We start from the raw sequence: 23,257 nt of genomic DNA, 5'->3' as shown, positions 1-23,257 counted from the left end.
CACTGTGAAATTTTTAAAAGAGCAACTGACGTTAACTTCTAACGGGAATCGAGTGTCTTACCACAACATCACAGAAGAAGTGAAAACGATGGTTGAAAAAAGTGGAATTTCAAATGGAATCTGTCTCGTACAGTCTCCTCATACGACCTGTTCGGTTATCTTTGAAGAATACATGCATGATACAGACTTTAACGGAGATGAATTTCTTCAAGTTGATTTAAACCGAATTCTCGATAAGATTATTCCTCGTGAGTTATCAGAAAATACCGATTACCGTTATCCTGGACCAAAGCATTTAGAATTTTTGATGAGTCTGGACGATCCAAACTACCCAACAGATCCAGCAACGATTTTAAACGGCGATGCACATATTCGCTCGAGTTTTTTCGGTGCAAGCGAAAGTTTTATTTTAAGTAACGGCAAGCTAGAGATCGGTTCCGTAGGCTATATCTATTTTGTTGATTTCGATCAAAATCGTGTGCGAAATAGGACATGCCATGTAATGCTAATGGGCGAATAAAAACAGTTACCGGGTAAACCAGGAAAAATTGAGATTACTTATCGCATGCAAAAGAAAAACCATGAATCCTCTAAAAGAAGATTCATGGTTTTTCATTTCTTATGCCAGCTGCAGGATTCGAACCTGTGACCTACGCGTTACGAGTGCGTTGCTCTACCAACTGAGCTAAGCTGGCGTTGTATGGCACAAAGAAAATTATATGCAAAAACGGTTGTTTTGTAAAGAGGTCTGCTGAAAAAAATCTACTTACTGAAATTTTCCGAAAATTGTGATATAATAGAAGTATCAAGGAGGTTTTTACATGGCAACATTTGGTAAATTCGAAACAACAATTGTCCCGTCACAAGAAGGTTCAACGTTTGAGGTCGCTACTCCTGTCATGTTCACGTTCCATGGGAAGAAACAAACTGGTACCATCACAAAGCAGTTGAAAAACTCTGCGGTGGTCGAGCTGAACGAAACCCCAGAAAACCAGAAATTAGTTTCGCAAAGTAATGGTGTATTGATCATCAATTACAAACAATTAACCAAACTATAACCCGTTTAATGCAAGGAGAAAATCAGTTGATTTTCTCCTTTTTTCATTGTCTGATTTTATGAAAAGCTCAAAAAAAGCCATGGAAGAAGATCGAACCGTTTTGGCTGTCGATCTTCTTCCATGGCATCATTGACGAGGCAAAACTTCAGTTGCCTTTGTCTTATTTGTATTGATTTATTTTGTACCGAATAGACGGTCACCGGCATCGCCCAAACCAGGAACGATATAGCCGTGTTCATTTAGGCGTTCATCAAGATTTGCAGTATAGATGTCAACATCTGGATGGGCATCTTGCAATGCTTTCACGCCTTCTGGTGCTGCAACTAAGCAGACGAATTTCATGTTTGAAGCGCCGCGTTTTTTCAGTGCGTCGATCGCCATGATCGCTGAACCGCCCGTAGCTAACATTGGGTCAACGATAAATAATTGACGTTCATCGATATCTTCAGGTAATTTTACGAAGTATTCGTGTGGTTCTAGCGTTTCTTCATCACGGTACATCCCGATATGGCCAACTTTTGCGGCTGGGATCAATTCAAGGATACCATCAACCATGCCTAGACCTGCACGCAGGATCGGAATGATCGCTACCTTTTTACCAGATAGTGTTTTTTGTGTTGATTCTTCAATTGGTGTTTCAATCACTAGATCTTCAAGCGGCATGTCGCGAGACACTTCATACGCCATCAACATTGCGATTTCATTAACAACTTCACGGAAAACCTTTGTTCCACAGTTCTTGTCGCGGATCATTGTTAATTTGTGTTGGATCAGCGGGTGATCGATTACTTGAAATTTACCCATTTAAAAAAATCTCCTTTGGTTTTTCTCTTATTTTAAAGCAAATCGGCTCTTGTTACAACCATCTGCCACAGGCAATACTGCTTTTCCTCAAAAAAAGGATTGCGTTAGAAGGAAGGAGACAAGACGGCATGAAACACGCCTCTGCGTTCATTCTAGCCCCTTTTTCACTTTCGGTGATCAAAGAGCTGTAGCGCAGGAAAAAAGCGTGAGACGTCTTGTCTGACCTTAACTTCTGTCACAGTCCCCTTTTATTTATTTTTATAAAGTGGATAGTTGTCCGTCAATTCTTTGACTTGCGCCGCTACTTCTGCCAAAACGGCTTCATCATTTGGTTTTTCTAAAACTTTGACGATCAATTTCGCCACTTCGACACAATCTTCTTCTTTAAAGCCGCGACTAGTGATCGCTGGTGTCCCCACGCGAATTCCACTCGTTTTGAAAGGACTTAATGATTCGAAAGGAATCGAGTTTTTATTGACGGTGATATTGACTTGATCCAGCAAAACTTCTGCTTCTTTGCCGTTCAAATCAAAGCCGCGCACATCGATCAATAATAGGTGATTGTCTGTTGCACCAGAGACCAAGCGGGCTTGTGGTGCTTGGTTGAAGACTTTCGCCATTGCTTGTGCATTGCGGATGACTTGCTCAGAGTACTCTTTGAACGACTCATCTTGTGCTTCTTTAAAAGCAACAGCTTTCGCTGCGATCACGTGCTCTAATGGGCCGCCTTGGATACCAGGGAAAACGGCACTATTGATTTTTTTCGCTAAGTCTTCATCATTTGTTAAAATCAAGCCGCCTCGAGGGCCGCGTAATGTTTTATGGGTCGTAGAAGTCGTGATGTCCGCATAAGGAACTGGGTTTGGATGAAGACCAGCCGCTACTAAACCAGCGATATGCGCCATATCCACCATCAATTTTGCGCCAACTTCATCAGCGATTTCACGGAACTTCGCAAAATCGATCGTACGTGAGTAAGCACTGGCACCAGCAACGATCAGTTTCGGTTGATGCTTACGCGCCAAAATACGAACGACATTGTAGTCTATGACTTCTGTTGCAGGATCAACACCATAACTAACAAAATTATAGGTCTTGCCGCTGAAATTCACTGGTGAGCCATGAGTCAAATGACCGCCTGCGGAAAGATCCATCCCTAATACTGTATCGCCTGTTTCGATCAACGCTAAATAAGCTGCTGTGTTGGCTTGAGAACCAGAATGCGGTTGAACATTGGCATATGCCGCACCGAAAATACTTTTCGCCCGTTCAATTGCTAAGTTTTCTACCACATCAACAAATTCACAACCGCCATAGTAACGACGACCTGGATAACCCTCAGCGTATTTATTTGTCAAAATACTACCTTGCGCAGCCATTACACCTTCTGAAACGATATTTTCAGACGCAATCAATTCCAAATTGTTTTGTTGACGATTCGTTTCTTTTTCGATCGCTTGCCACAATTCGGGATCAAACGTTTGATAATCCATGCTTACAACACCCCTTTACCTTAATGGTAGCATTGTATCACATTTCTTCATAAGCTACCTATAATGAATTCTGGTTTTTTGCTAATTTTCTTGAAAGAAACTTTGATTTGCAGCTTTTTTCAACCGATTCATATAAGCAGCCCCTAAGCCGCTTTCTGGAAACGTGGGTGCAAATAAGACATCTAACTCAGCAATCGATTCATCTAACGCCCGTAAACCAGCAAACAGCCCTTTTGTCGCGGCTTCCACACTGTCATCAAAAAATAAATAGATGGCTGCAGCTTCAAAGCGGACTTGCTCGGCGATCGTTGGTCCAGCTAAAACCCCTACCTTAAACTGCTGTTCTTTTGCCCAAGCCATGGCTGCCGGCCAATCTTGGTCATTGACCATCATGACGTTGGTATTCGGTGCATAGTGCTTGTATTTCATGCCCGGCGCTTTGGGTGCTTCACTTTCTGTTACTAAGTGCTGATCGACGAGGACTTTTGTTTGTAAAACTGCTTCAAGCTGTTCTTTAGAGATCGCACCAGGACGTAAGATGATCGGCGGCGCCGTTGGGTCACTCAAATCTAAGACCGTTGATTCGACACCGATCTGCGTCACCCCATCATCCAAGATGCCAGCGATTTTGCCTGCCAGATCATGCTGAACATGCGCAGCTGATGTTGGGCTTGGTTTACCAGAAGTATTCGCGCTAGGGCCAACCAATGGCTGTTGGGCTTTTTTGATCAACGCTAACGTCTTGGTGTTGTTTGGCATCCGAAACGCCGCTGTGGATAAGCCGCCAGTAACAATGCTAGGTAAACTGTCTTTTTTGATCGAAAAGATCAAGGTTAAGGGCCCAGGCCAGAAAGTTTCCATCAATTTATCAGCAAAAGGATGCTTGTTATCCACAAACGGTTCCAACTGCTCTGGCTCGGCAATATGAACGATCAAAGGGTTGTCACTAGGTCGCCCTTTGACTTGATATACTTGCGCAACAGCCGTGGGCAAAAGCGCGCTAGCCCCTAGTCCATAGACGGTTTCCGTCGGGAACGCCACCAATCCCCCCTCAGCTAAAATAGCTGCTGCTTCGTTCAACTGTGTTTGATCAAAAATTTTTGTTTCCACAATTTATCCACATCCTTTTTTGAGAAGTTTCCACACTTATCAACATTTTCTCGTTTCTTTTCCACATTTTGTGGATAAGTCGTTTGTCAAGTGTGGATAACCCTGTTTATAACTCGGTTTATTTAGAAGTCGTTCATTTCATAAGGTTTTTGCAATTTTTCTGTAGCAAAAAAAATTTATTTATCCACTTCTTGTGGATGACTGACGAACACCATCCGGTCTTGACCCGCAAGATCTTTTACTACAGTGACTTCTTTGTTGGGAAAAGCGGCTGCAAAAAGCTGTTGAACAGCTAATCCTTGCTGAAAGCCGATTTCTAGCGCCATTTGCCCGTTAGGCGCCAAACAATTCGGTGCTTGCTGTGCCAATTGCTTATAGATCGCCAATCCTTGTTCTTGTGCAAAAAGCGCCATTTTAGGCTCTTTTTCTCTTACGCTGATATCCATCAGCGGCCACTCTTCAGCGCTGATATACGGTGGGTTGGAAACGATCAGATCCCATTGCTGATCTGCCACGGGCTCTAAGGTATCTCCTTGGAAAAAGCGAATCTCCGCGCCTAAGGCTGCCGCATTTTCTTTAGCAACGGCTAATGCCTCTGCTGAAAGATCCACGGCACTCACGGCCCACTGGGGACGTGCTAATTTCAAGGCAATGGCGATCGCTCCAGTACCTGTGCCGATGTCTACGACTCGCAGCGGCTGATCTGCTGGTAATTTTGCCAAACACTTTTCCACCAGCTCTTCGGTTTCTGGACGCGGGATCAAGGTTGCAGGGGTCACTTTTAAGCGATGCCCATAAAATTCTTCATACCCTAATAAATATTGCGGTGGTTCATGCTGCAACAGCTGTTCAAGATCTGCTGCGATCTGTGCCTCATCTTCCCTTAAGATGGGTTGGTCCATCTGCAGCAGCCAATCGAGTTGCTGCCAGTTTTTTCGCTGTAAAAACAGGTATTGGATCGCATACCCGTCCAGCCCTTTCGTTTCTAAAAAAGAAGAAGCCCGTGAAAGGACTTCTCGATAGGTTTTAGCCATTTTGCATCTCATCTAATTTTGATGTTTGATCGTAAACGATCAGTGCATCAACAATTTCATCGAGTTTTCCAGCTAAAATTTGATCCAATTTTTGAATAGTCAACCCGATACGGTGATCTGTTACGCGGTTTTGCGGGAAGTTATAGGTGCGAATCCGTTCAGAACGATCGCCGGTACCCACTGCTGATTTACGGTTTGCATCGTATTCACTTTGTGCTTCTTGCTGCATTTGGTCATAGACCCGTGCCCGCAAGACTTTCATCGCTTTCTCACGGTTTTTCAGCTGTGAACGCTCATCTTGCATCGCAACAGCGATCCCTGTTGGCAAGTGCGTCAGACGAACAGCAGAAGCTGTTTTGTTGACGTGCTGACCACCAGCACCAGAGGCATGGTAAATATCGGTCCGAATATCTTTGTCTGCGATATCGATTTCGACTTCTTCAGCTTCGGGCATAACCACGACCGTTGCCGTAGACGTATGGATTCGGCCTTGTGATTCGGTAGACGGTACCCGCTGCACTCGGTGGGCGCCGCTCTCATATTTCAATTTTGAAAAGACGTTGTCGCCAGTGATCATCATGATGACTTCTTTGTACCCACCGATCCCAGTGACGTTGGCATCCATGACTTCGACTTTCCAGCCTTGGTTTTCCGCATATTTTTGATACATATTGAAAAGATCGCCAGCAAATAAGGCTGCTTCATCGCCGCCTGCTGCACCACGGATCTCCATGATGATGTTTTTGTCATCATTCGGATCTTTTGGCAATAACAAGATTTTGATGCGTTCTTCTAAAACATCTTTTTCTTTTTTCAAGTCAGAGAGTTCTTCTTTGGCCATCTCTGCCATTTCCGCATCAAGGTTTTCCCCAAGCATTTCTTCGGTATCCTTGATTCCCTCAACAACTTCTTTGTAACGACGGTAGACTTCCACCGTTTCCCGTGTATTGGCTTCTTCTTTTGAAAGCTGCATGAAGCGTTTGGTGTCAGAGATCACGGCTGGATCACTTAGTAATTCGCCTAATTCTTCGTAACGGTCTTCGATTGCTTGTAACTGATCGTACATTGATTATTCTCCTTCTTTTTTCATTCCCGGGTGAAAGTAATGTTTGCGGCAAACAGGATAATACGCTTCGTTACCGCCGATTTGTACTTGGTCGCCCTCGTAAACGGGTTTTCCGTCGATATAGTGCAAGTTCATGGTTGCTTTTTTATGACAGAACCAGCAGATGGTTTTCATCTCTTCGATTTTATCTGCGTAAAGCAACAAGTATTTTGAGCCTTCAAATAATTCATTGCGGAAATCATTTTTCAAACCAAAGGCCATCACAGGGATACCTAACTCGTCCACGATTTTGGTGAAAGCCAGCACGTGATGCTTCTTTAGGAACTGTGCTTCGTCGATCAAAATACAATAAGGTTTGTAACCGAGGTCTTTGATCAAATGGAACAGATCCGTTTCATCAAAAATCGGGATCGCGTCTCGTTCTAAGCCGATGCGGCTCGAAACATTTCCCACACCGCTTCTGGTGTCCAATCCACTTGTCATGATCACGACTGGTTTGTCTTGTTCTTCATAGTTGTGAGCAACTTTCAATATCTCGATCGTTTTCCCACTATTCATTGCGCCATATTTAAAAAAAAGCTGTGCCATCTCGCCCATCCTTCCTCATACTCCTTTGGTATTATACTTGAAAAAGGAGAATTTTTACAGACTTAAATTCGACACCTGCCGCCTTTTACGCAAGAGTTTTACGAAAAATTAACGGATTTTTTGCCGCCGCCATCTCTTACTCGTTTCTGGCTTTTTGAGCAACTTTTGCCAATACTTGACAAGCCAGCGAATATTCTGGATTTTCATTCCCATTGATATCCGTTGCAATGATCACAAAACCAAGCTGCTGATACAGCGTGATTGCTGCGTGGCTCCAGGTTTGCGTATGAAGATACATCGGTTCGTTGGCTGCCTCCAAGACAGAAACGACTTGCGTGACCAAGCCGCGAGCGATCCCTTGACGTTGAGCTTGCGGCATTACTGCTACCCAATGGACTAGTGGAACCGGTGTGCCATCTTGCTTGGCTTTTTTCCAAGCGGTAGCCGTACCGACCGGTGTACCTGATTGATCAAGGGCAAAAAACATTCGCTGTCCTAGCTGTGCTTGCTCAGGCATAAATTCTTTTTCAAAATACGCCAATGCCTCGGCCTCATTGTCAAACTCTCCGACGGATGTTTCAATCCGTGCCCAGTGCCTTTCGTCTCCTGCTTGGTAGCTGCGTAATGAATAGTTATCGGATTGAACAGGCTGGATCGGTGTGCTTTTGTGCGCTCGCTTCATCCAGATTTCTGCATATGGAATTGATTTATCTAACATTGGTTGTGCCTCTCTTTCATTGGTTTTTTCCTTGTTCAAAGGTTTATTTGAGAATTAATTTGGAATCAATCATGTAATTTCTTTACTAGAAAAATTTCTGTTAGCTGATTTTGCGTATGGGCGATTCTCCCAATTTCATCATAGCCCAATCGCTGATAAAAATCAGGCGCTTGAAAATCAAAGGTCGCCGTCTGACAATTTTCACAGCCAAATGCTTTCAGCTGCTGTTCAAGAGCAGTAAGAATCTGCTTACCATACCCTTTCCCCCGCTCGGATGCTTTGACCCACAGGGTGTCAAGATAACCGATGTGATACATCGAGGCATAGGCAATGCCACCAGCAATCACCATCCCCTCTTTTTTGATTACACAACTGAAGCTCTGATAGGTTTCTGTTTGCGTAAATGGTTTTTGGTGCTTTGTATACGCTGTTAACGCTGATTCTAAAGCAGCCAATTCTTGCTCGTTTCCTTGTTCAATGATTAGCGCCACAGTCAATCCCGCCTTCTTATTTCTTCATAGTCAGCCATGATATGATTGACCGTTTCTGCTATCGTTTGCCCTTCTTTAATCAGCCTTTCCTTTAAAGACTCCTGCGGGAAAAGCAAGTCACGCTCAAGCCACCATTCACGCATGTTCTCCTCGGAAAAATGGTCTCGCTGCATTCGGGTCTGATGTCTTTTGACCGTTTCCTCAAAAGAAAGATCAAAATAATAAACGAGATTACTTTCGGGAAAGAGTTGAATCAGAAAGTCGAGAAAGTCTTGGTATTTTTCACGAGAATAAATTCCTTTAACAAGTACCAATGGCACTTTCCCCTTCGCATACAAGACGGCTTCTTTCATCAAACCGATTGCTAAATTATTGGGGCTATCTTTGACACAAAAAATTTCTCTGCGAAAAACATCTTGTGAAATCAACACTGCTTTCTCACCGAAAATGTGTTGAACAGCTCTGGCAATAGTGGTTTTGCCGCTGCCAGAATTACCTCGAAGTAAAATCAAAATACTTTCCATGCAAACTTCCTTTCTTCATTGCCCTGTTTTCTAAGCATATCTCTTGTTTTTCTCTACTAGAAGCATACCATAGAAGCAAAGGAGGAATACCTATGAAAGATACGGCAATTTTTGCTGGCGGTTGTTTTTGGTGCATGGTGAAACCTTTTGACTCGCAGCCAGGCATCCTCAAAGTGGTTTCTGGCTTTACTGGCGGCCATGTGCCTAACCCAACCTACCAACAAGTAACGACAGGAACCACCGGTCACACCGAAGCAGTTGAGATCACCTTTGATCCTGAGGTCATCTCTTATGAAGAATTGGTTGCCATCTATTGGCAGCAGACAGACCCCACGGATGCGTTTGGTCAGTTTGCCGACCGTGGTGATTCCTATCGTCCAGTGATTTTTTACAATAGTGAAGAACAAAAAGCGGTTGCGGAAAATTCAAAGGCGCAGTTGCAAGCTAGCGGCCGCTTTGACCGTCCGATCGTAACGAAGATCGAACCAGCAGAACCTTTTTATCCTGCAGAAGACTACCATCAAGATTTTTACAAGAAAAATGCAGCCCATTACAATGCTTATAGCGAAGGCTCCGGTCGAGCTGGCTTTATTCGCCAAAACTGGGCCTAACATTTTTGGAGCATGCCTCCCGATTTATCATTAACAGCCGATTTGCTCCCAAGGCAGATCGGCTGTTTTCTGTTTCTTTTGCCAAAAGGAAATTGACAATCAGGGCATTTTCGCGATACACTGATTAGAAAATTCTGACGATTATAAAGGAGTGTTTGTTTGATGTTAGCCAATGAAGTCCGTCCAGGTCCTAATCGATATATTACTGGCGATGGGGTCTTAGCTGATTTGCCAGAGTATTTAAGTGAGTTCCAAGAAGTTGCTGTGATCACTGGGGAGCAGTCATTCGATGTGTTTTCAGCCTATTACCCCCATTCATTTGACTACCCGATCTACCGCTACGATGGATCATCGAGTTATGAAAATGCGCAAGCCTTAGCTGAAGCGATCCAGCAAGCGGATGCCGTGGTGGCAATCGGCGGCGGCAAGGTCGCTGATACAGCAAAAATCACCGCCCAAACCCTTGGCGCAGAATTGATCGTGATCCCTACATTGGTTTCCAACTGTGCACCCTTCACCCCGGTGATCGTCGCCTATTACCCTGATCATACGATTTGTAAAATCGACTATGCCAAAAAAGGTGCCTACATGACGATCGTCGACACCCGTTTTTTACTAGCCACACCCGTTGATTACTTTATCGCTGGGATCGCTGATACGTTAGCCAAATATTATGAAATGGAAGCCATCGTCCGCAACATGGCAGAAGACGACAAGACTGCCTTAGTACGGCTAGGTTTCCAAAGCGCTCTTTTGATCAAAGACTTGTTGATTGCCGATGCGATCCAAGCTGTCAAAGACCTAGAAGTCGGGCAGCTGACCCCCGCCTTTGCCCGCATCACCGATGCGATCATTGCTTTGGCAGGCGAAGTTGGTGGTTTTGCAGTCGAATTTGGCCGCACGTCTGGTGCGCATGCGTTGCATGACGGCTTGTCTTATTTGAGTGAGACTCATAGTGTCTTGCACGGCAATAAAGTCGCCTACTGCATTTGGGTCCAGCTTGCCTATACCAATAATTTTGATGTGATTGAAGAATTACGGCCATTTTACGAAGCTTTGCACTTGCCAATGAAGCTGAAGGATCTCCACGTGACACGCCTTGATCGGGATTACTTCGCCTCGGTTCTGACCTATGCTGTCAAAGAAGAAGAAACCTTTATTTTGATCGATCCTGCGATCACACCCGAAAAAGTCTATCAGGCGATCGAAGCAGTGGAGGCGCTGTAAACCTTACACATTGCTAAACAACTATATAAAAAAAACTGTTTCTCTAATGCACTTCGGAAACAGTTTTTTTATTTGATCAAACAGACACGCAGTAGCGATCCTGGCTGCGCATGTTCTTAACGGGCAACAGCAACTGAAGCATTGCCTATCACTGCACGACTTCACCCAGCAGCCCGTTTTCTAAGCAGTAATGATAAATGCCTTCCTCGGCTACGTGACCGATCACTTCATCGGCGATTGCTTTTAACTCATCCGAAGCATTGGCCATTGCGAGACCCCAGCCGACTGCCTCCAGCATCTCAATGTCATTGTTGCCATCGCCAAAGGCAATGGCTTCAGATTTATCCAAGCCATAGTAAGCCAGCATTTTGGCAATGCCGCTTCCTTTCCCACTGCTGGCTGGAATAATATCGACTGCGCGATCCCACCAGGCGGTGATTTTCGCCTCCGTGGTATTTGCCATCACTTTGGCGTAGTCTTCTTTCCCTGAGCCTAGCATCACTTGAAAAATGTCTTGCTGTTGGATCACCTCATCAAAATCTTCTGCCACGATCACTTCTTGGTGGGCAAAGGAAAAATACTCACCTAAATCAGCATCTTTGCCATTGGCAACCGTTCGGTCCTTCGTAGCGATCGCTACTGGACGCTTGAGTGCCGTGGCATTTTCAATGATTTGCTGAATATCTTTTTTAGGAATGGGGTTTTGGTAGATCCCCTCGGCTTGATTAAAACAATACGATCCGTTAAAGGTCAAAAACGCATCGAAGGTCACGCCTTCAAATTGCGGCAACGCGATGGGACTTCTGCCAGTCGCAATGCACAACAGGATCCCTTGCTTCTTCAAGGCTTTTAATGTGGCTAACATTCTTTCAGAGATTTGCTTTTTGCTCATATCGATCAGTGTGCCATCAACATCGAAAAAAATAATTTTCACGTTCTTCATGATACTCCCCATTTCCGTCTCGATTTTCAAAAAATTTGATGCGCTTTTTTTTGTTCGCTTTCTCGCTATTGTTCCGTGCGGATCGTCGCTGCTATCTTTTTCTTCTTTTATCTTCTCATAAATTGCCAGCGTTTTCTTCTGAAATCGCGAAATCCTTACTGATTTGCTTCGAGTTTTAAGTTTCTTAAGCAATCAAGCTGCCGCAAGAACCACAGCCTGATCGTTTCCTCTAACCCAACGGCCCTTTCCAAAAGCTTTTCCTTACACAATTTCTGTTCCCATGAATTCTATCCTGCTTTCTTTCAAATCTACTTGGTTCTTTGGTATACTGGGGATAGTTTATTTAGTGAGGGGTTTTTTGTAATGAACTTTACCCGCTTTGCCCGCTTGACGCAGCGCAGGAGCAAGACGTTTATTTCCCAGAACGTGTCTTCAATCCAAGTGATTGTTTTTTATTATATCGTGATGACGGTGGTCTCTTTGGGGCTTTTTTCACTCCCCTTCTTTCGAGAACCCGGCTCTCATGTCGCGTTTATCGATCTGTTCTTTATGGCGGTCAGCACGGTCAGTGTCACTGGGCTGACTACCTTCCCGATCAATGACGTGTTTAACGACCACGGGGTCATCTTATTGGAAGTCCTCTTTCAAGTCGGCGGTTTAGGGATCATGATGATCTCGACCTTTTTTGCGATCGTCTCACGGCGCAAAATCAGTTTAAAGCAGCGCCAGTTGATCATGACGGATATGAATCAGCCAAAGCTTAGTGGGATCGTTCGGATGATTCGAACGACGTTTACAATCATTTTAGTTTGTCAGTTGGTAGCAGGTACGATCTTCGCTGTTTATTTTCATCTTTACGGCTATTATGACAATTGGCGAGATGCGATCTTTTATGGGTTTTATCAAGCGATCTCTGCTGTGACCAACTCAGGGTTTGATGTGACGGGCAATTCCATCTTGCCGTTTTCCCATGATTATTTCTTCCTGACGTGTATCATGATTTTGATTTTTATCGGGGGGATCGGATTTCCAGTGATCATGGACTTTCGAGAATGGGTTCTTTTTAAAATGAAAAAACAACGCCGCCGCTTGCCGTTTCGCTTTTCATTATTCACAAAAATTGCTGTTTTGGCTTTCGTGATCCTCTTTGTCGGCGGTACATTAGCGATCTTTTTCCTTGAGAAAGATTATTTGTTCAAAGATTACAGCTTTAGCGGTATGTGGATGAACAGCATGTTTTATTCCATGACAACGCGGAATGCTGGCCTGCAGATCCATGACTTAGGCAACTTTCAAACCACGACGTTGATCGTTTTCTCCTTGCTGATGTTTATTGGTTGTAGTCCCAGCTCTGTTGGTGGGGGGATTCGGACGACGACCATTGCCATCATTGGGCTGTACCTCTATGCCTTCTTAAAAAGTGAGGATAATATCAATATCTTTGGTCGCCGCATCGATCAAGATGACGTCCGCAAATCGGTGGTAGTCTTCATGCTTTCGATGGGCATGTGCTTCTTTTGTGTCTTATTCTTGACCGCCATCGAGGATATCCCTTTGATTGCCATCATTGTTGAAGTTTCCTCGGCCTTTGGAACCACAGGACTTTCTTTAGGAATCACGGGCGATTTATCAACTATTGGCAAACTCGTGATTGCTCTTTTGATGTTTATTGGCCGTGTCGGTATGCTGTACACTTTGATGTTATTCGTACCAAAAGAAACACGTGACTTAGGTTACGAGTACCCAACGGAAAAAATCATTATCGGTTAAAGCAGCAGCAAACCTGGCAGAAGGTTTGCTGTTTTGCTTTTCAAGCCTTTGATCATCGCAAGTAAAAGAGCCATTTATCAGAATGGTCTTTGCAGAAATTTAAAGAATCGCAAAAGCAATTTAACCTTTTTCTTGGTATATGGTATGATAAATTGAATTTGCACAATGAAAGCATTCGCTCTAATGGAGGGTTACATTATGGGAATACGAAGTCATCTGGCTGTTTCAGTCGGTAAGACCTCTCAATGGGTATTAAAGAACTTTTTCAAAGGCGGCTCAAGCCTGCCTGGTAAATTAGCATTAAAAGTTGATCCACATATATTAGATCATTTGGCGAAAGATTACCAAGTCGTCGTGATCACAGGCACCAACGGCAAAACATTGACGACTGCCTTGACTGTCAATATTTTGCGCCAAGAATTTGATGAAGTATTGACGAACCCCACCGGCGCCAATATGGTCCAAGGGATCGTTTCAACCTTTCTATCGGCACGCCCTAAAAAAGGCAAAAAATTCGCGGTTTTAGAAATCGATGAAGCCAGTCTCAGCAAAGTAACGAAGTACATCAAACCGGAATTGTTCGTTTTCACTAATATTTTCCGCGATCAAATGGACCGTTATGGCGAGATCTATACGACCTATAAAATGATCGTTGAAGGTGCCGCAAACTCACCAGAAGCTACGATCCTCTGCAATGGGGATTCGCCACTGTTCAATTCGGTAGCAACTGTCAATCCGCGGAAATACTATGGATTTGATCATTTGCCAGATGAAGAGCAGATGGCCCATTACAATACGGATGGCGTGTTGTGTCCTGAGTGTCATCACATTTTGCACTACAAAATGATCACCTATGCCAACCTTGGAAAATACTACTGCCCAAATTGTGGCTTCCATCGTCCAGAATTGGATTATAAACTGACGAAAATGACCGCAATGGACAACACCTCTGCTGATTTTGTGATCGATGGCAATGACTATCGCATCGAAGTTGGTGGGATGTACAATGTCTACAATGCGCTGGCGGCAACTGCGATTGCGGAATATTATGGCGTAGCACCTGCAAAAATCAAATCTGGTTTGGCCTATGACGAAAAAGTCTTTGGTCGCCAAGAAGTGATCCGCATCGGGGACAAAGAATGTACGTTAGTCTTAGTTAAAAACCCTGTTGGTTTGAACCAAGTCATCGATATGATCGGCCTGTCGCCCTATCCTTTCTCGCTAGTCAGCTTGTTGAATGCCAACTACGCAGATGGGATCGACGTCAGCTGGATTTGGGATGGCGACCATGAAGCGTTTGCCGATATGGGAATTCCTCAAGTGATCGCTGGTGGTGATCGTCACAAAGATATGGCGTTGCGGCTAAAAGTTGCGGGAATCCCTGAAAAAAAAATCATTGAAACCCCTGAACTTGATGACGTCATCAAGCAAATCGCAGACTTACCAACAGAAAAAGTCTATATTTTAGCGACTTACACTGCAGTCTTGCAGCTACGCAAAAAGCTTGCGGAAAAAGGCTATATCAAAGGAGGAATGAGTCGTGACTAAGTATCAACTGAATGTTGCCCACTTGTATGGAAATCTTTTGAATACTTATGGCGACAACGGCAATCTCCTGATGCTGCGCTACGTGGCCGAAAAACTAGGCGTGACCTTCAACGCAGAAGTCGTCAGCATTCACGAGCCCTTCGATCCTGAAAAATATGATCTCGTCTTCTTCGGTGGCGGACAAGATTTTGAACAAGTGATCGTTTCACAAGATATCCAATCAAAAAAAGAAGCCTTGACAAGCTATATCGAAAATGATGGCGTGATGCTGGCAATTTGCGGCGGCTATCAATTGCTGGGTCATTACTACATCGGTGCCAACGGCGAGAAAATCAAGGGGATCGGCGCCTTGGATCATTACACCTTGAGCCAAGAAAACAACCGGTTCATCGGTGACATCGTGATCCACAATGAAGAATTCGATGAGACCTATTATGGCTTTGAAAACCATAATGGCCGTACTTTCTTAGGTAAAGGGGAAAAACCATTGGGGAAAGTCATCCAAGGACAAGGAAACAATGGCGAAGACCAAACCGAAGGCGTGGTTTACCGCAATGTGTTCGGCTCTTACTTCCACGGACCGCTCCTTGCAAGAAATGAGCATTTGGCAGAGCGCTTGATCCGCACCGCCCTTGCCAATCGTTATGGCAACGTCGAAATTTAAATACACGTACGTAGCAAACAAACCTGTGTTTCACAGGTTTGTTTTTTTATGGGAAATTTCCCCGCAGTTGCCACTTTTTCTCTTTGTTTGCTTCTACGTTCCTATGCTGCCTCGCTTTATTGTAACCGCTATCTTTCTTTTCTATACTGGGGTTGTAGTAAAAATTGAAAGGAGATGTTAAGAAATTATGATGGAAAAAGTTCAGCGGTTTGGCGGTGCGATGTTTACCCCGGTCCTCTTGTTTTCCTTTTCAGGGATCATGGTCGCGCTGTGTATTATCTTTAAAAATCCGATGCTTGTGGGGAGCATCGCCACTGAAGGCTCTACGTGGTACAACATTTGGACGATCATTGAAAACGGTGCGTGGACGGTCTTCAACCAAATGGAATTATTATTTGTCATTGGATTACCGATCGGTCTCGCAAAAAAAGCCAATGCGCGAGCGGCAATGGAAGCCTTTGTCGTCTATATTACTTGTAATTATTTTATTTCTGGCATGATCGAGTACTTTGGTCGCTTCTTCGGTGTCAACTTTGCAGCTGATCCCGGCGGTGAGAGTGGCTTGAAAATGATCGCTGGCATTAAAACATTAGATACTGGTATTATCGGAGCAATTTTTATTTCGGCGATCGTCGTCTATCTTCACAACAAGTTTTTCGATACGAAGCTGCCTGATTTTCTCGGAATTTTCCAAGGCTCTTCCTTTGTCGTGATCCTCGGTTTCTTTTTAATGCTACCAGTTGCTTTCTTGATCGCATTGATTTGGCCGAAAGTCCAAGCTGGCATTGGGTCCATGCAAGGGTTTTTAGCAAGTGCTGGGGTCTTTGGGGTCTGGCTCTATACTTTCTTAGAGCGAATATTGATTCCCACAGGTCTCCATCATTTCGTGTATACCCCCTTTGTTTTTGGTCCCGCTGTCGTCGAAGAAGGAATCTCCAAATACTGGATGGCACATTTACAAGAATTTGCCCAATCCACCAGACCATTGAAAGAGCTTTTCCCTGAAGGGGGCTTTGCTTTACATGGCAATTCTAAGATCTTTGCTGCACCAGGGATCGCTGCTGCTTTTTATTTCACAGCCAAGCCTGAGAACAAAAAGAAGGTCTTAGCGATTTTGATCCCTGCCACTTTAACTGCCGTTTTAGCTGGTATCACTGAGCCATTGGAATTCACCTTCCTCTTTATCTCACCACCCCTCTTTGCGGTGCACGCTGTTTTAGCAGCGACCATGGCGGCAACGATGTTTGCCTTCGGGGTTGTTGGAGATATGGGGGGCGGCTTGATCGATCTGTTGGCGAAGGTCTGGATTCCGCTATTTCAAAATCATCGCAGTATGATCTTCACGCAGCTGGTGATCGGGTTAGCCTTTACTGCCCTTTATTTCCTTGTTTTCCGCTTCTTGATCCTCAAATTTAAGTTAGCCACACCAGGACGGGAAGAAAACAATAGCGAAGTCAAACTGTACACCAAAAAAGATTACAAAGAAAAACAAGCCAACACTGGAACGCCAGTGATGGCTGGTGCCAATCGCTACACCGAACAAGCCGCAGTCTACTTAGAAGGGTTTGGCGGACGCGATAATATCGATAAAGTCACTAATTGTGCCACTCGCCTAAGAATCACCGTCAAAGATCAAGACCAAGTGCTGCCAGATGACATCTTTAAAGGCGCTGGTGCCCATGGTGTTGTTCGCAACGGCAACGCCTTCCAAGTGATCGTTGGTCTGGATGTGCCACAAGTGAGAGAACAATTCGAAAAATTATTAGCTGTATCAGACTAAGGAGGAAACAAAAATGAAAAAATTTTCAATCGTGATCGCCGGAGGCGGCAGTACCTTTACCCCAGGAATCGTCTTGATGCTTTTGGAACACTTGGATCGTTTCCCGATTCGCCAAATCAAGTTTTACGACAATTTGGAAGAACGACAAGAAAAAGTGGCACAAGCTTGCGATATTTTATTGAAAGAACGCGCACCAGAAATCAGCTTTTTAGCAACCACTGATCCCGAAACCGCATTTCAGGATGTCGATTTTGTGATGGCGCATATCCGAGTTGGCTTGTATGCGATGCGCGAAAAGGATGAAAAAATCCCTTTGAAATATGGTGTGGTCGGCCAAGAAACTTGTGGTCCTGGCGGGATCGCTTATGGGATGCGTTCTATCGGCGGTGTATTGGAGTTAGTCGATTACATGGAAAAATATTCCCCTGATGCATGGATGTTGAATTATTCCAATCCTGCAGCGATCGTCGCAGAAGCGACTCGTAAATTGCGCCCTGATGCTAAGATCATTAATATTTGTGATATGCCAGTGGGAATCGAAGAACGGATGGCGCAAGCGATCGGTTTAGCTTCTCGCAAAGAATTGGTCGTTCGCTATTATGGCTTGAATCACTTTGGCTGGTGGACAGATATACGAGACAAAGCTGGCAATGATTTGCTGCCGCAGATCCAGGCGCATGTGGCAAAATACGGCTATTCATTGCCAGAAGAAATCGAAGCGAGCCAACATGCTGATGCCAGCTGGATGCACACCTTTGCCAAAGCAAAAGAAGTGTACGAAGTTGATCCATCCACTTTGCCAAATACCTACTTGAAATATTACTTTTTCCCTCAAGATGAAGTGGCGCACACCAACCCATCTTTTACACGGGCAAATGAAGTCATGGCTGGCCGCGAAAAACACGTCTTTGGTGAATGCCAACGCATCGTAGAAAACCAGACAGCGACTGACACCACGCTTGAAGTGGATGAACACGCCAGCTACATCGTGGACCTTGCACGAGCGATTGCTTATAACACGCAAGAACGGATGCTGTTGATCGTGCCTAACGAAGGAGCGATCGTCAACTTTGATGAACAGGCAATGGTGGAAGTGCCTTGTATCGTCGGCAGTAACGGGGCAGAACCAATCACACAAGGCAAGATCCCTCGCTTCCAAAAAGGATTGATGGAACAACAAGTCGCCGTAGAAAAATTAGTCGTGGAAGCTTGGGCAGAGGGTTCTTACCAGAAATTATGGCAAGCACTGATTCTTTCAAAAGTGGTTCCAAATGCCCGTGTAGCCAAAGAATTACTCGATGAATTGATTGAAGCAAATCAAGCCTTTTGGCCAGAATTACACTAGCCAGCGTTCTTCGCCTCCCCTCCTGGCTTTTCAGCTATACTTAATCAATAAGGAGGGGTTTTTGTGAAATTACAGTATTTGATTCAACAGCACCAATCAGAGTTAAGTGAACTTGATCGTGGCATTCTAAACTACATTCTTTCCAACGGCGACACCGTTCTATCTATGGGGATCGTCGAGCTATCCGAGCAGGTTCACGTCTCCAAGTCTTCTATTTTACGGTTGACGAAAAAACTTGGTTTTTCTGGCTATTCCGAGTTCAAATATTTTCTACGGCATCAGCAAGAACAGGCAACAACGATTTCGCAACAAAAAACGATTTTTGAAAAGCAACAAGAGGATATTTTCGCCACCCTCAACTATGTAAAAACGGTAGACTTAGCTGCCCTCAACCGCTTGTTTGACCGCAGCAAAACCATCTACTGCTACCCAACTGGGTTTTCCCAAAAGAAAGCACTGGAGGAGTTTTCCAAAATGATGCTTTCTATGGAAAAACGAGTGATCGTATTGCCGAACAAAACGGAATTTGATATGGTCATGCCGATGATCACTGCCGAAGATTGTGTGATCATCGCCTCACTGAGCGGCGAAACAGAAAACGTCAAAGAGAATCTGACGACTTTTGCGATTCGTCAGATTCCCGTTTTGACATTGAGTGCGCCAGGAGATAATTATTTTGCTCGCCATTCAACGTTTCACCTGACCTATTATTGCGATTTTTTTCAAATCGGTCGCAAGAAAATCCCTAGCCAGTCTTTGATTGGACTAAGCTGCTTGATTGATTATTTGATCCGTTCCTACGGACTATTCACTTTACAGGAGGGCAACCATGACTAAACGAAAATGGGCGTTTCCATTGATTTTACTGAGTTATTGGCTTTTGATCGCCGGTGCTTACTATCTTTATCTTTCCTTGACTGCCTTCAACCATGGGATGACCTTTGCCCAGTACCTCAACTCGCAACCGTTAGCCGCTTTAGGGGTCTTGTTAAGTAGTCTCCTTTTGCTGCAAGGGGCTTGCCTGTACTTTATTCAACGGTTTTCCATGAGTAAAAAGGGCCTTTTGGGTCAGTATTTATTCCTGATCTTCTTCCAGCAGTTGCTGACAGCGAATGTCATCGGCGCAGGACTCGTCTTTTTTACAAGAAGAAGTCTTTCAAGTCAGGAGGAAAACGCAACTTGGGGCGAAAAGAGTTTTACCTATGGGGCATTAGCATTCATTCTTTTATTGAGTTTATTCTTTTTCCTCCTTGTTCGATCAGCGATTTAACTTCCCCAAAAAGAAAAGCAGTGCCGATTGGCACTGCTTTTTTGCTGTCGCTTCTGCTAGTTTGGCTCTGTTTTTGAAGCAAAAACTACTTTGATTCCAAAGTGATCGCTGACGATCGGAGTACGCGTTCCGTCAAAAACCACTTCATATTCCGTTGCTTGCAGGTCATTGGATGCAAAAACATAATCGATCCGCAATGCTTCTCGATTGTCTTGCCAACCATCAATGGCTTTAACGACAGAGGCTTCACCGATCGTTTCGGCAGCCGTTAAAAAGCTGTCTTGCAGCTGTAAGGAGCTGTCAAGGACGAGTTGATGACCAGAACTGGCCGCATCGTTGTTGAAATCTCCTAGAATCAATAAGGTATCTGACCGTTCTGCTAAAAATGCTTCTGTCTGTTGCCACTCGTAGGCAAATTTACCGTCTTGCCACCAAGAAAAGTGACAGCTAACGACTTGTACGATCTGTCCATCGGCTTCAGTCACGCCGCTCAGGTTTTTGCGCGTGGTATGATCCCAGACATCCGTGGCTTGTGAAGCAAGATATTCTTTGGCAATGATGGGCTGTTTGGACAATAAGGCATTGCCTTCGTGGTAAATGTCATAGCCTACGTGACTGTAGGTCCATGACCAGTAGTAATCACAGTCTAACAGTTGCAGTTCTTCCACTAGGCGTAAAGCAAAATTGTCCTCCTTGATTTCCACCAGCGTATCTGTGGGGCAATATAGCCCATCAGGAACGATGGCTTGAGCAGCGATCGTTTGGTTGACTTCTTGCAAGGCGATGATGTCATAGTCGCCTGTTGCAATCTCTTGTGCGATCATTTTGCATTTTTCTAGCTGATTTTCTTCTAACCAGCTATGGGTGTTCAATGTTAATACCTTCATGAATAAGGCTCCTTCTCTCGGTTTGCTTGTACGATTCCTTTTAAAAATAAAAGAGAGCGGGTCAACAAAAGAGTCGACCCGCTTGTCATTTTATTATAGTTTTACGATTCCAACAACTGCGGCTGCTTGTTGCTTGCCGATTTGGGTCAATTCAAAGGAATCGATTTGATTGCTGTTGGTCAACACTACAACGATGGTGGTGTCTTTGCCAGCAGCACTTACTGCAGCGAGATCCATCTCCGCTAACTTGTCACCCGCCGCCACTTGTTGTCCTTCAGTGACAGCTACCGTAAAGGGGGCACCGTTTAAGTCAACGGTATCTAAGCCCATGTGAACCAATACTTCGATGCCTTCATCAGAAAGCAAGCCAATAGCATGTTTCGTTGGGAAGATGTTGGTGACTTTCCCGCTGATTGGTGCGACAACTGTCGTCTGCTCTGGACGCACGCCATAACCGTCACCCATCATTTTTTCAGCAAACACTTGGTCTTTGACAGAGGTGATCGGCATCACTTCTCCAGTGGCAACGGCAGCTAGTTCAGCTGTCACGCCTTGGCTTTGGTGGGTAGTGGTTTCTACTGGTGCTTGACTAGCCGTCGGTTCGGGAATCGTGACACCAGAATCTAAGATATCTTGAATGTCTGATTTTAAGACATCTGCTTTCGGTCCATACACTGCTTGCACACCGTTGTCTTTTACGATCAAGCCTAAAGCCCCTGCGGCTTTCCATGCTTTTTCATCGCCGACCGCTTCTCGATTTTTCACAGAGACCCGTAAACGGGTCATACATGCATCAACGTCGGCGATATTTTCACGTCCGCCTAATAAATGAATGATTTTCACGACTTGCGAATCTGGGTTCAAATTTCCGTCCGCCGAAGCTGTTGCTGGCGCATCGCTGGCTCCTTCTGTTTCGTAGTTGCCGTTTCTACCTGGTGTTGCAAAGTTGAATTTTTTGATCAAGAAGTTGGCCAAGAAATACATCCCAACACCAAAGACGATGGTCACTAACACAAAGTTGATCAAATCTTGTCCTAAGCCGGCATTGATCGCCATTGGGGTACGGGTCAACAACTCGATATTCCCAAAAGAGTGGACCCGTAAGTTGACGATATCCGCCATCGCAAACGCCGCCCCTTGTACGACTGCATAAACGATGTAAAGCGGTACGGCAGCAAACATAAACATGAACTCCAACGGTTCCGTTACCCCTGTCAAGAAGACAGCGATAGCAGCTGATAAATACATAGAGGTATATTTGTGCCGTTTGTCCGCATCGACATTGCGATACATGGCATAAGACAAGCCCATCAAGATCCCAGATGAACCAATCATTTGTCCAACTTTAAAGCGGGCAGGAACAAAGTTTTCCAATAAAAATTGATATTGTGACGTATCGCCAGCATTGCGCATGTTCACTAGATCCGTTGCCCAAGCAAGCCATAATGGGTCTTGTCCAAAGACTTGGGTGCCGGCTTGTGCGCCAGAAAGAATCGTGTAAGTTCCACCTAATTCGGTGTAATTGATCGGGATCGTCAACATGTGATGCAGCCCGAATGGTAAGAGCAGCCGCTCCAAGGTTCCAAACAAGAACGGTGCTAAAACGGGCGCACTTTCTTGTGATTGCGCGATCCATAAACCGAAGTTGTTGATGCCTGCCTGAATGTAGGGCCAAACGATCGATAACACTAATGCGACGACTACTGAACGGGCGATCACTACGAAAGGTACGAAGCGTTTGCCGTTAAAGAAGGAAAGCGCATCCGGTAATTTGCGGAAATTATAGTATTTGTTGTAAGCTGTTGCTCCCACAAAACCGGCGATGATCCCAACAAAGACACCCATGTTCAAAGCAGGTGCTTCTAATACACTAGTAAAGAAGCCGTCGATCATGATCTTCGTCCCAAATAACGTATGGGTAAAGGCACCTTCTTCGGTTAACATCGCGCTCGTCACGCCAAAGATCGAACCAGTGATTCGGTTGATCAAAATAAAGGCGATCCCAGCAGCAAATGCCCCACCAGCTCGCTCTTTTGCCCAACTACCACCAATAGCTAATGCAAATAATAAATGCAAGTTACCAATAATTGCCCAACCAATGTTTTCAATGACGCCTCCTGTAGTGATCAAAAATGCCCAGTCGGCATTGATCATTGGGATCGTTTTCCCAATACTGATCATCAAACCAGCAGCTGGCATAACAGCGACAACCACCATTAGCGCTTTTCCGAATTTTTGCCAAAATTCGAAGCTCAATAATTTTTTCATCTTCCTTCTTCCTTCCCTGAATCGATTTACGCAATCGGTTTCTTAATGATTTCATTCT

The 23,257-nt window shown here is 44.6% G+C and carries 23 protein-coding genes and 1 tRNA gene; 11 read left to right on the top strand and 13 right to left on the bottom strand.

All coding sequences use genetic code 11. The features are described 5' to 3' along the window. The first annotated feature begins 4 nt into the window (after positions 1-4). On the top strand, positions 5-520 hold the full coding sequence (locus IGJ15_RS01515; protein ID WP_005227898.1) for a YjbQ family protein: 516 nt from the start codon (positions 5-7) through the stop codon (positions 518-520). Positions 521-622: 102 nt separating this feature from the next. On the opposite strand, the gene IGJ15_RS01510 is transcribed toward IGJ15_RS01515, so the two are convergent. Then, positions 623-695: transfer RNA gene (locus IGJ15_RS01510), tRNA-Thr, on the bottom strand. Positions 696-821: 126 nt separating this feature from the next. Between IGJ15_RS01510 and IGJ15_RS01505 the strand changes: the two genes are divergently transcribed. Continuing rightward, positions 822-1,058 carry a hypothetical protein gene (locus IGJ15_RS01505; RefSeq protein WP_005227896.1) on the top strand — a complete coding sequence of 79 codons (237 nt, stop codon included), beginning with the start codon at positions 822-824 and terminating at the stop codon, positions 1,056-1,058. A gap of 174 nt (positions 1,059-1,232) precedes the next feature. Here IGJ15_RS01505 and upp read toward each other — a convergent pair whose 3' ends face one another. From upp to IGJ15_RS01460, 9 genes are all read right to left on the bottom strand, one after another. Further along, on the bottom strand, positions 1,233-1,862 hold the full coding sequence (upp, locus tag IGJ15_RS01500; protein ID WP_005227894.1) for a uracil phosphoribosyltransferase: 630 nt from the start codon (positions 1,860-1,862) through the stop codon (positions 1,233-1,235). A 248-nt stretch (positions 1,863-2,110) separates the two neighbouring features. Further along, entirely contained in the window at positions 2,111-3,355 is a 1,245-nt protein-coding gene (gene glyA, locus IGJ15_RS01495) for a serine hydroxymethyltransferase (RefSeq protein ID WP_010749077.1), read from the bottom strand. An 81-nt stretch (positions 3,356-3,436) separates the two neighbouring features. Continuing rightward, entirely contained in the window at positions 3,437-4,465 is a 1,029-nt protein-coding gene (locus IGJ15_RS01490; RefSeq protein WP_010749076.1) for an L-threonylcarbamoyladenylate synthase, read from the bottom strand. 176 nt (positions 4,466-4,641) lie between these two features. After that, positions 4,642-5,499: a peptide chain release factor N(5)-glutamine methyltransferase gene (prmC, locus tag IGJ15_RS01485; protein ID WP_010749075.1), complete on the bottom strand. Its 858-nt coding sequence runs from the start codon at positions 5,497-5,499 to the stop codon at positions 4,642-4,644. Further along, a complete protein-coding gene (gene prfA / locus IGJ15_RS01480) occupies positions 5,492-6,565 on the bottom strand; it encodes a peptide chain release factor 1 (RefSeq protein ID WP_005227884.1) in 1,074 nt (357 codons plus the stop codon). The genes prmC and prfA overlap by 8 nt, the downstream gene beginning before the upstream one ends. A 3-nt stretch (positions 6,566-6,568) precedes the next feature. Continuing rightward, positions 6,569-7,153 carry a thymidine kinase gene (locus tag IGJ15_RS01475; RefSeq protein WP_005227882.1) on the bottom strand — a complete coding sequence of 195 codons (585 nt, stop codon included), beginning with the start codon at positions 7,151-7,153 and terminating at the stop codon, positions 6,569-6,571. A gap of 136 nt (positions 7,154-7,289) precedes the next feature. Next, a complete protein-coding gene (locus IGJ15_RS01470) occupies positions 7,290-7,871 on the bottom strand; it encodes a GNAT family N-acetyltransferase (protein ID WP_010749074.1) in 582 nt (193 codons plus the stop codon). Between the two features lie 65 nt (positions 7,872-7,936). Further along, positions 7,937-8,362, bottom strand: coding sequence for a GNAT family N-acetyltransferase (locus IGJ15_RS01465; RefSeq protein WP_010749073.1), 426 nt, complete (start codon positions 8,360-8,362; stop codon positions 7,937-7,939). 2 nt (positions 8,363-8,364) lie between these two features. After that, positions 8,365-8,886: an AAA family ATPase gene (locus IGJ15_RS01460; protein WP_010749072.1), complete on the bottom strand. Its 522-nt coding sequence runs from the start codon at positions 8,884-8,886 to the stop codon at positions 8,365-8,367. 92 nt (positions 8,887-8,978) lie between these two features. On the opposite strand from IGJ15_RS01460, the gene msrA reads away from it, so the two are divergent. Beyond that, positions 8,979-9,497 (top strand): peptide-methionine (S)-S-oxide reductase MsrA, encoded by a 519-nt coding sequence (gene msrA, locus IGJ15_RS01455; RefSeq protein WP_010749071.1) that lies wholly within the window; start codon positions 8,979-8,981, stop codon positions 9,495-9,497. Positions 9,498-9,659: 162 nt separating this feature from the next. Continuing rightward, the gene (locus IGJ15_RS01450) at positions 9,660-10,724 is read left to right on the top strand and encodes an iron-containing alcohol dehydrogenase family protein (RefSeq protein WP_142962454.1); all 1,065 of its coding nucleotides are present in this window, start codon (positions 9,660-9,662) and stop codon (positions 10,722-10,724) included. Between the two features lie 148 nt (positions 10,725-10,872). Here the strand turns inward: IGJ15_RS01450 and IGJ15_RS01445 are convergent, their stop codons facing one another. Continuing rightward, entirely contained in the window at positions 10,873-11,667 is a 795-nt protein-coding gene (locus tag IGJ15_RS01445; protein ID WP_325167323.1) for an HAD family hydrolase, read from the bottom strand. 312 nt (positions 11,668-11,979) lie between these two features. On the opposite strand from IGJ15_RS01445, the gene IGJ15_RS01440 reads away from it, so the two are divergent. The 7 genes from IGJ15_RS01440 to IGJ15_RS01410 all read left to right on the top strand — a co-directional run bounded on the left by IGJ15_RS01440 (position 11,980) and on the right by IGJ15_RS01410 (position 20,044). Beyond that, positions 11,980-13,437 (top strand): TrkH family potassium uptake protein, encoded by a 1,458-nt coding sequence (locus IGJ15_RS01440; protein ID WP_228074059.1) that lies wholly within the window; start codon positions 11,980-11,982, stop codon positions 13,435-13,437. 198 nt (positions 13,438-13,635) lie between these two features. Continuing rightward, positions 13,636-14,985: a MurT ligase domain-containing protein gene (locus IGJ15_RS01435; RefSeq protein ID WP_430599243.1), complete on the top strand. Its 1,350-nt coding sequence runs from the start codon at positions 13,636-13,638 to the stop codon at positions 14,983-14,985. Continuing rightward, positions 14,978-15,649: a type 1 glutamine amidotransferase gene (locus tag IGJ15_RS01430; RefSeq protein WP_005233555.1), complete on the top strand. Its 672-nt coding sequence runs from the start codon at positions 14,978-14,980 to the stop codon at positions 15,647-15,649. Before IGJ15_RS01435 ends, IGJ15_RS01430 begins: the two co-directional genes overlap by 8 nt. Before the next feature lie 187 nt (positions 15,650-15,836). Continuing rightward, a complete protein-coding gene (locus IGJ15_RS01425; RefSeq protein ID WP_010749066.1) occupies positions 15,837-17,429 on the top strand; it encodes an alpha-glucoside-specific PTS transporter subunit IIBC in 1,593 nt (530 codons plus the stop codon). Positions 17,430-17,442: 13 nt separating this feature from the next. Continuing rightward, positions 17,443-18,774 (top strand): 6-phospho-alpha-glucosidase, encoded by a 1,332-nt coding sequence (locus IGJ15_RS01420; protein WP_010749065.1) that lies wholly within the window; start codon positions 17,443-17,445, stop codon positions 18,772-18,774. A gap of 63 nt (positions 18,775-18,837) precedes the next feature. Then, positions 18,838-19,611, top strand: a complete 774-nt coding sequence (locus tag IGJ15_RS01415; RefSeq protein WP_010749064.1) for a MurR/RpiR family transcriptional regulator — start codon at positions 18,838-18,840, stop codon at positions 19,609-19,611. Then, entirely contained in the window at positions 19,604-20,044 is a 441-nt protein-coding gene (locus tag IGJ15_RS01410) for a hypothetical protein (RefSeq protein WP_005233546.1), read from the top strand. Before IGJ15_RS01415 ends, IGJ15_RS01410 begins: the two co-directional genes overlap by 8 nt. A gap of 56 nt (positions 20,045-20,100) precedes the next feature. Here IGJ15_RS01410 and IGJ15_RS01405 read toward each other — a convergent pair whose 3' ends face one another. Both IGJ15_RS01405 and IGJ15_RS01400 read right to left on the bottom strand, forming a co-directional pair. After that, complete coding sequence (locus IGJ15_RS01405; RefSeq protein ID WP_010749063.1) at positions 20,101-20,931, bottom strand: endonuclease/exonuclease/phosphatase family protein; 831 nt, start codon at positions 20,929-20,931, stop codon at positions 20,101-20,103. A 93-nt stretch (positions 20,932-21,024) separates the two neighbouring features. Further along, positions 21,025-23,199 carry a PTS transporter subunit IIBC gene (locus IGJ15_RS01400; protein ID WP_010749062.1) on the bottom strand — a complete coding sequence of 725 codons (2,175 nt, stop codon included), beginning with the start codon at positions 23,197-23,199 and terminating at the stop codon, positions 21,025-21,027. Positions 23,200-23,257: the final 58 nt, after the last annotated feature.

This window comes from Enterococcus sp. AZ079 (assembly GCF_050547255.1).
In the GTDB taxonomy this organism is placed as follows: Bacteria; Bacillota; Bacilli; order Lactobacillales; family Enterococcaceae; genus Enterococcus_D; species Enterococcus_D casseliflavus.
The sequence above is the reverse complement of the archived record's forward strand: the minus strand, read 5'-3'. Positions and strand labels throughout refer to the sequence as shown.

Coding starts and splice junctions, on each gene's coding strand:
- IGJ15_RS01505 (WP_005227896.1), top strand. CDS start 822: ATGGCAACATTTGGTAAATTCGAAACAACAATTGTCCCGTCACAAGAA.
- upp (WP_005227894.1), bottom strand. CDS start 1,862: ATGGGTAAATTTCAAGTAATCGATCACCCGCTGATCCAACACAAATTA.
- glyA (WP_010749077.1), bottom strand. CDS start 3,355: ATGGATTATCAAACGTTTGATCCCGAATTGTGGCAAGCGATCGAAAAA.
- prmC (WP_010749075.1), bottom strand. CDS start 5,499: ATGGCTAAAACCTATCGAGAAGTCCTTTCACGGGCTTCTTCTTTTTTA.
- prfA (WP_005227884.1), bottom strand. CDS start 6,565: ATGTACGATCAGTTACAAGCAATCGAAGACCGTTACGAAGAATTAGGC.
- IGJ15_RS01475 (WP_005227882.1), bottom strand. CDS start 7,153: ATGGCACAGCTTTTTTTTAAATATGGCGCAATGAATAGTGGGAAAACG.
- IGJ15_RS01470 (WP_010749074.1), bottom strand. CDS start 7,871: ATGTTAGATAAATCAATTCCATATGCAGAAATCTGGATGAAGCGAGCG.
- IGJ15_RS01460 (WP_010749072.1), bottom strand. CDS start 8,886: ATGGAAAGTATTTTGATTTTACTTCGAGGTAATTCTGGCAGCGGCAAA.
- msrA (WP_010749071.1), top strand. CDS start 8,979: ATGAAAGATACGGCAATTTTTGCTGGCGGTTGTTTTTGGTGCATGGTG.
- IGJ15_RS01450 (WP_142962454.1), top strand. CDS start 9,660: ATGTTAGCCAATGAAGTCCGTCCAGGTCCTAATCGATATATTACTGGC.
- IGJ15_RS01445 (WP_325167323.1), bottom strand. CDS start 11,667: ATGAAGAACGTGAAAATTATTTTTTTCGATGTTGATGGCACACTGATC.
- IGJ15_RS01435 (WP_430599243.1), top strand. CDS start 13,636: ATGGGAATACGAAGTCATCTGGCTGTTTCAGTCGGTAAGACCTCTCAA.
- IGJ15_RS01425 (WP_010749066.1), top strand. CDS start 15,837: ATGATGGAAAAAGTTCAGCGGTTTGGCGGTGCGATGTTTACCCCGGTC.
- IGJ15_RS01420 (WP_010749065.1), top strand. CDS start 17,443: ATGAAAAAATTTTCAATCGTGATCGCCGGAGGCGGCAGTACCTTTACC.
- IGJ15_RS01410 (WP_005233546.1), top strand. CDS start 19,604: ATGACTAAACGAAAATGGGCGTTTCCATTGATTTTACTGAGTTATTGG.
- IGJ15_RS01405 (WP_010749063.1), bottom strand. CDS start 20,931: ATGAAGGTATTAACATTGAACACCCATAGCTGGTTAGAAGAAAATCAG.
- IGJ15_RS01400 (WP_010749062.1), bottom strand. CDS start 23,199: ATGAAAAAATTATTGAGCTTCGAATTTTGGCAAAAATTCGGAAAAGCG.